5 protein-coding genes are annotated in these 5,952 nt (G+C 69.1%); all 5 read right to left on the bottom strand.

Annotation, left to right across the window (positions count from 1 at the left end; genetic code table 11):
* Positions 1-468 precede the first annotated feature (468 nt).
* Positions 469-1,575, bottom strand: coding sequence for a substrate-binding domain-containing protein (locus ABZ646_RS38205; RefSeq protein ID WP_360529787.1), 1,107 nt, complete (start codon positions 1,573-1,575; stop codon positions 469-471).
* A gap of 397 nt (positions 1,576-1,972) precedes the next feature.
* Complete coding sequence (locus ABZ646_RS38200) at positions 1,973-2,434, bottom strand: helix-turn-helix domain-containing protein (protein ID WP_358979040.1); 462 nt, start codon at positions 2,432-2,434, stop codon at positions 1,973-1,975.
* Positions 2,435-2,438: 4 nt separating this feature from the next.
* On the bottom strand, positions 2,439-3,614 hold the full coding sequence (dnaJ, locus tag ABZ646_RS38195) for a molecular chaperone DnaJ (RefSeq protein WP_360529784.1): 1,176 nt from the start codon (positions 3,612-3,614) through the stop codon (positions 2,439-2,441).
* 36 nt (positions 3,615-3,650) lie between these two features.
* On the bottom strand, positions 3,651-4,310 hold the full coding sequence (gene grpE / locus ABZ646_RS38190; protein ID WP_360529781.1) for a nucleotide exchange factor GrpE: 660 nt from the start codon (positions 4,308-4,310) through the stop codon (positions 3,651-3,653).
* A partial coding sequence (gene dnaK, locus ABZ646_RS38185; protein ID WP_360529778.1) for a molecular chaperone DnaK occupies positions 4,307-5,952 on the bottom strand: 1,646 nt, incomplete at its 5' end. The genes dnaK and grpE, both read right to left, overlap by 4 nt.

The following is a 5,952-nucleotide window of genomic DNA, read 5'->3' as shown; positions in this document are numbered from 1 at the left end:
GGCGCGCCCGACCACCTCGGCCGCGCCGCGGGCCCCTCACCGAGCGACCCCACCCCACCACGCACCGCCGGGGAAGCCTCCCCCGACCATCGCCTTCGGCACCAAGACAACGAAACGGCGAAGCGGCACGGCGGCCCGCACGCTCGACCGGTCCCACCCGGCCTTCCACCGCGCACACGACCAGGGGAGCCTCCCCTCGACCGCCGCCTTCGGCGGCAAGACCGCGAAGCGGCACGGCGGCCCGCACGCTCGACCGGTCCCACCCGGCCTTCCACCGCGGACACGGCAGGGTGGTGGCGCGCGCCGTCGTGGCGGTGGTCTCCCGGGTCGGCGGCGGCCTCTGTGGTGCGGTGGTGAGCTTCCGGTCGGTTCACCTGCGCCCGGCGGCGCGCGGGTTGACGGCTCCCGCCCGCGCACGCGCAGCGGCCCCGTTCCGGGTGCGGGGAACGGGGCTGCGGTCGGTGTCGGCTACTTCAGGCCGGCCTGCGCGCACGCCGTCTTGTACGCGGCGGTGCAGATCTGCGAGATCTTGTAGATGCCGTCCGCGACGACGGTGTCCTTGATCTTGCTCTTCGTGACGGCGTTGACCTGCACCAGCTGGGCCGGGATGTCCTTGGTGGTGGGGCTGTCGACGGTGTCCTGGGTGAGCGCGTCGAACTGGATGTCCTTGCCCTGCACCTTGTAGACCGCCATCTCGGCGGCGGCCTCGGCCTCGTCCGGGTACGGCTTGTAGACGGTCATGTACTGGTCGCCGCTGAGGATCCGGTGGATGGCGTCGAGGTCCGCGTCCTGGCCGGTGATCGGCGGCATGCTGGTGACGCCGGCCGCCTTGAGCGCCTTGACCACGCCGCCCGCCATGGCGTCGTTGGCGGAGTAGACGGCGGCGATGTTGTCCTTGCCGATCGTGTTGATCGCCCTGGTGACCTCCTGCTGGGCGATCACCGGGTCCCAGTCCTTGGTGTCGTACGAGTCCGCGATCGTCACCTTGCCGGTCAGCTCGGACACGGCACCCGTCTTGAACTGCTTGGCGTTGGGGTCGGTCAGCGAGCCGTTGACCATGATGACCTTGTCGGAGCTGTCGACGTTCGAGCCGAGGCCCTCCAGGAGGGTGCGGGCCTGCACCTCGCCGACGAGCTCGTTGTCGAAGGAGACGTAGGCGTCGATGGGGCCCTCGGCGAGACGGTCGTAGGCGATGACCGGGATGCCGGCGTCCTTGGCCTTCTTCACCGTGCCGGCGATGGCGTGCGAGTCGACCGAGTCCAGGATGATCACGTCGACCTTGTCGTCGATCATCTTCTGCATCTGCTTCGCCTGCGCGGAGGCGGAGGACGCGGCGTTCTCGTAGTCGACCTTGCCCTGGTTGTTCGTGAGCTCGGCGATCTTCGACTTCATGATCGGGTAGTCGAAGTTGGTGTACCGGGTGTTGATCTTGTCCGGCATCAGCACGCCCACCGTGATGTCGTTGCCCTTGGTCGGTGTCGCGGTGGTAGACGATCCCGTCGCGTTGAGCACGCCGCAGCCGGCGAGCGAGAGGGTCATCGTGGACGCGGCCACGAACATGGCTATACGACGCATACGGGGGCTCACTTCAGGTGCGTTCCGGACATGGGGCGGCTTGCGACCCAGATGTCTCAAAAGACAACGCGTACGCCACACCCGACGTCAAGCGATACTACTTAACGAGTGCGCAACACCACGCTCCGCTGACCCTGTGAAGACTATGCGGAACCGCCTCCAGGCACTCTCTACGGGCCCTCCATCCAAAGGGAGTTCACGGGCAGGCAAAGATCAGTACAACCAAGTCCTTTCCACGCGAGTCGACATCCGCACCGGCCGCCCCCGGAACCCGGAAACGACCAAAGGATCGAACGAAGCCAGCCAGACACACCGTGACGTGTTCGCCGGCCGGTGACACGCGAAGGGGCCCGGAGGTGCGATCACCTCCGGGCCCCTTCGCGTACGTGCGTCGCGGTCAGTCCTTGGCCTTCTTCGGGCGCCACACCACCAACGCACTGGTCTGCTGCACCTCCTGGTACGGCACCAGGTCACGGCGGTAGGAGGCGTGCACCGCCGCTTCCCGTTGCTGCATCGCGGCCGCCGCGCCGTCCACCGCCGCCTGGAGTTCGGCGACGCGCTGCTGGAGCGCGACGACCTGGTTCTCCAGTTCGATGATGCGCTTGATGCCGGCCAGGTTGATGCCCTCGTCCTGCGACAACGCCTGCACCTGGCGGAGCAGTTCGATGTCGCGGGCGGAGTAACGGCGGCCCCGCCCGGCCGTGCGGTCCGGGGAGACCAGGCCGAGGCGGTCGTACTGGCGCAGCGTCTGCGGGTGCAGTCCGGAGAGCTGGGCCGCCACCGAGATGACGTAGACCGGGGTCTCCTCGGTCAGTTCGTAAGGTCCCCGAAAACTGTCACTGCGTCGACGGCCGTCCATCTCGTCATGCTCCCTTCGCGGCCTCGAACAGCTCGGCCCGCGGGTCCTCGCCCACGGTCGCCTCGCGATACGCCTCCAGCGCGTCACGAGCCTTCCCCGACAGGTCCTTGGGGACACTCACCTCGACGGTGACCAACAGGTCGCCGCGGGTGCCGTCCTTGCGGACCGCGCCCTTGCCACGGGCGCGCATGGTGCGGCCGTTGGGCGTGCCCGGGGGCAGCTTCAGGGTGACCGGCGGTCCGCCCAGGGTCGGGACCCTGACCTCGCCGCCGAGGGCCGCCTCGGTGAAGGTCACCGGGACGGTCACCGTGAGGTTGTCCTCCTTGCGGCCGAACACCGGGTGGGTGTCGACGTGCACCATGACGTAGAGGTCACCGGCCGGGCCGCCGCGCTCGCCCGGCGCGCCCTTGCCGCGCAGCCGGATGCGCTGGCCATCGGTCACCCCGGCGGGGATGCGGACCTGCATGGTCCGGGACGACTTGGCGCGTCCGCTGCCCTTGCAGTCGGGGCAGGGGTTCTCCGCGATCAGGCCGCGGCCCTTGCAGTCCGGGCAGGGATCGGTGAGCGAGAAGCCGCCGCCGGATCCCCGCGCCACCTGTCCGGTGCCGACGCAGGTCGGGCACACCCGGGGTGTGCCGTTCGCGTCGCCGGTGCCCGAACAGGCCTTGCAGGGGGCCTGCGAGGACATCCGCAGCGGAACCGTGGCCCCCTCGATGGCCTCCGTGAAACTGAGCGTGACCTCGGACTCGATGTCCTGGCCGCGCCTCGGCTGGGTACGCGTGCCCGCGCCCCCGCCCCGGTTGAACAGGCCCCCCAGGACGTCGCTGAAGCCGCCCCCGCCGAAGCCGCCGCCCCCGCCCTGGGCGGTGCCCCCGAAGAGGTCGCCCAGGTCGAAGTTGAAGCTGCCGCCGCTCGCGCCCGGCCCGGGGCGGAAGCCGCCGTTGCCGAAGAGGGTGCGTGCCTCGTCGTACTCCTTGCGCTTCTTGGGGTCGCCGAGGACGTCGTTCGCCTCGGAGATCTCCTTGAAGCGCTCCTCGGCCTTGGCGTTGCCCTTGTTGGCGTCCGGGTGGAACTCGCGGGCGAGCTTCCGGTACGCCTTCTTGATCTCGGCCTCGGTGGCGTCCTTGGGGACGCCGAGGACCTTGTAGTAGTCCTTCTCGATGAAGTCCTTGGTGCTCATCCCCGACGCCCCTCCTTCCAGTCAGCAGTTACGACTTCAGCCCTCCTCAGGGCCGTTGTCCTTCTTCTCGTCCCCGGCCGCCGGGGCCTCGTCGGCTCCTTCGGCCTTCGCCGGCGTCGCCCCCGGCTGCGGTTCGGCGACCGCCACCCGCGCGGGGCGGATGGTGCGCTCCCCGATGCGATACCCGGGCTGCAGAATCGCCACGCACGTCGTCTCGGTGACGTCCGGCGCGTAGCTGTGCATCAGCGCCTCGTGGATCGTCGGGTCGAAGGGCTCGCCCTCCTTGCCGAACTGCTGCAGGCCCATCTTCGCCGCGACCGTCTCCAGCGACTCGGCCACCGACTTGAAACCGCCGACCAGCTCGCCGTGTTCCCGGGCGCGGCCGATGTCGTCGAGCACGGGCAGGAGTTCGGTCAGGAGGTTCGCGATGGCGATCTCCCGGACCGTGATCCGGTCCCGCTCCACACGGCGGCGGTAGTTCTGGTACTCGGCCTGCAGACGCTGGAGGTCCGCGGTGCGCTCGCCGAGCGCGGTGCGTACCTGGTCCAGCTGTGCCGTCAGACCGGCCAGCTGTGCGCTTGAGTCCCCGGCCGGGGCCGCCCCCTGTGCGGGAGCGGCCTTCGGCTCGGCGTCGTCGGGGGTGGCGCCGGAGGGGACGTCGGGCTTCTCCTCGAAGCCCGGGGTCTCCTCCGTCACGCGGCACCGTCCTTGCGCTCGTCGTCGACGATCTCGGCGTCCACCACGTCGTCGGCTCCGTCACCGGCGGGGGCACCGCCGGCCGCGGCACCGGCGGCCTGGGCGTCGGCGTACATGGCCTGACCCAGCTTCTGGGAGACGGCCGCGACCTTCTCGGTGGCGGTACGGATCTCGGCGGTGTCCTCGCCCTTGAGCTTCTCCTTCAGCTCGGTGAGGGACTCCTCGACCTCGGTCTTGATCTCGCCCGGGACCTTGTCCTCGTTGTCCTTGAGGAACTTCTCGGTCTGGTAGACGAGCTGCTCGCCCTGGTTGCGGGTCTCGGCGGCCTCGCGGCGGCGGTGGTCCTCCTCCGCGTACTGCTCGGCCTCCTGGCGCATCCGGTCGACCTCGTCCTTCGGCAGCGAGGAGCCGCCGGTGACGGTCATCTTCTGCTCCTTGCCCGTGCCCAGGTCCTTCGCGGTCACGTGCATGATGCCGTTGGCGTCGATGTCGAAGGAGACCTCGATCTGCGGGACACCGCGCGGGGCCGGCGGCAGACCGGTCAGCTCGAACATGCCGAGCTTCTTGTTGTACGCCGCGATCTCGCGCTCGCCCTGGTAGACCTGGATCTGCACGGAGGGCTGGTTGTCCTCGGCGGTGGTGAAGATCTCGGACCGCTTGGTCGGGATCGTCGTGTTCCGCTCGATGAGCTTGGTCATGATGCCGCCCTTGGTCTCGATACCGAGGGACAGCGGGGTCACGTCGAGGAGCAGGACGTCCTTGACCTCACCCTTGAGGACACCGGCCTGGAGCGAGGCGCCGATGGCGACGACCTCGTCCGGGTTCACACCCTTGTTGGCCTCCTTGCCGCCGGTCAGCTCCTTGACGAGCTCGGCGACGGCGGGCATACGGGTGGAGCCGCCGACGAGGACGACGTGGTCGATCTCGCCGAGCTGGATGCCGGCGTCCTTGATGACGTTGTGGAACGGGGTCTTGCAGCGCTCCAGCAGGTCCGCGGTCAGCTGCTGGAACTGGGCGCGGGTGAGCTTCTCGTCGAGGTGCAGGGGGCCCTCGGCGGAGGCGGTGATGTAGGGCAGGTTGATCGAGGTCTCCGTGGAGGACGACAGCTCGATCTTGGCCTTCTCGGCGGCCTCGCGGAGGCGCTGGAGGGCCATCTTGTCCTTGCCCAGGTCCACGCCGTGGCCGGCCGCGAACTGCTTGACCAGGTAGTCGACGACGCGCTGGTCCCAGTCGTCACCACCGAGGTGGTTGTCACCGTTGGTGGCCTTCACCTCGACGACGCCGTCGCCGATCTCCAGGAGGGACACGTCGAAGGTGCCGCCACCGAGGTCGAAGACGAGGATCGTCTGGTCGTCCTTGTCGAGGCCGTACGCCAGCGCGGCGGCGGTGGGCTCGTTGACGATGCGCAGGACGTTCAGGCCCGCGATCTCGCCGGCCTCCTTCGTCGCCTGGCGCTCGGAGTCGTTGAAGTAGGCCGGGACGGTGATGACCGCGTCGGTCACCTTCTCGCCCAGGTAGGCCTCGGCGTCCCGCTTGAGCTTCTGCAGGATGAACGCGGAGATCTGCTGGGGGTTGAAGTCCTTCCCGTCCAGCTGGATCTTCCAGTCGGTGCCCATGTGACGCTTCACGGACCGGATGGTCC

Source organism: Streptomyces sp. NPDC007162 (genome assembly GCF_040634175.1).
Classification (GTDB): domain Bacteria; phylum Actinomycetota; class Actinomycetes; order Streptomycetales; family Streptomycetaceae; genus Streptomyces.
The sequence above is the reverse complement of the archived record's forward strand: the minus strand, read 5'-3'. Positions and strand labels throughout refer to the sequence as shown.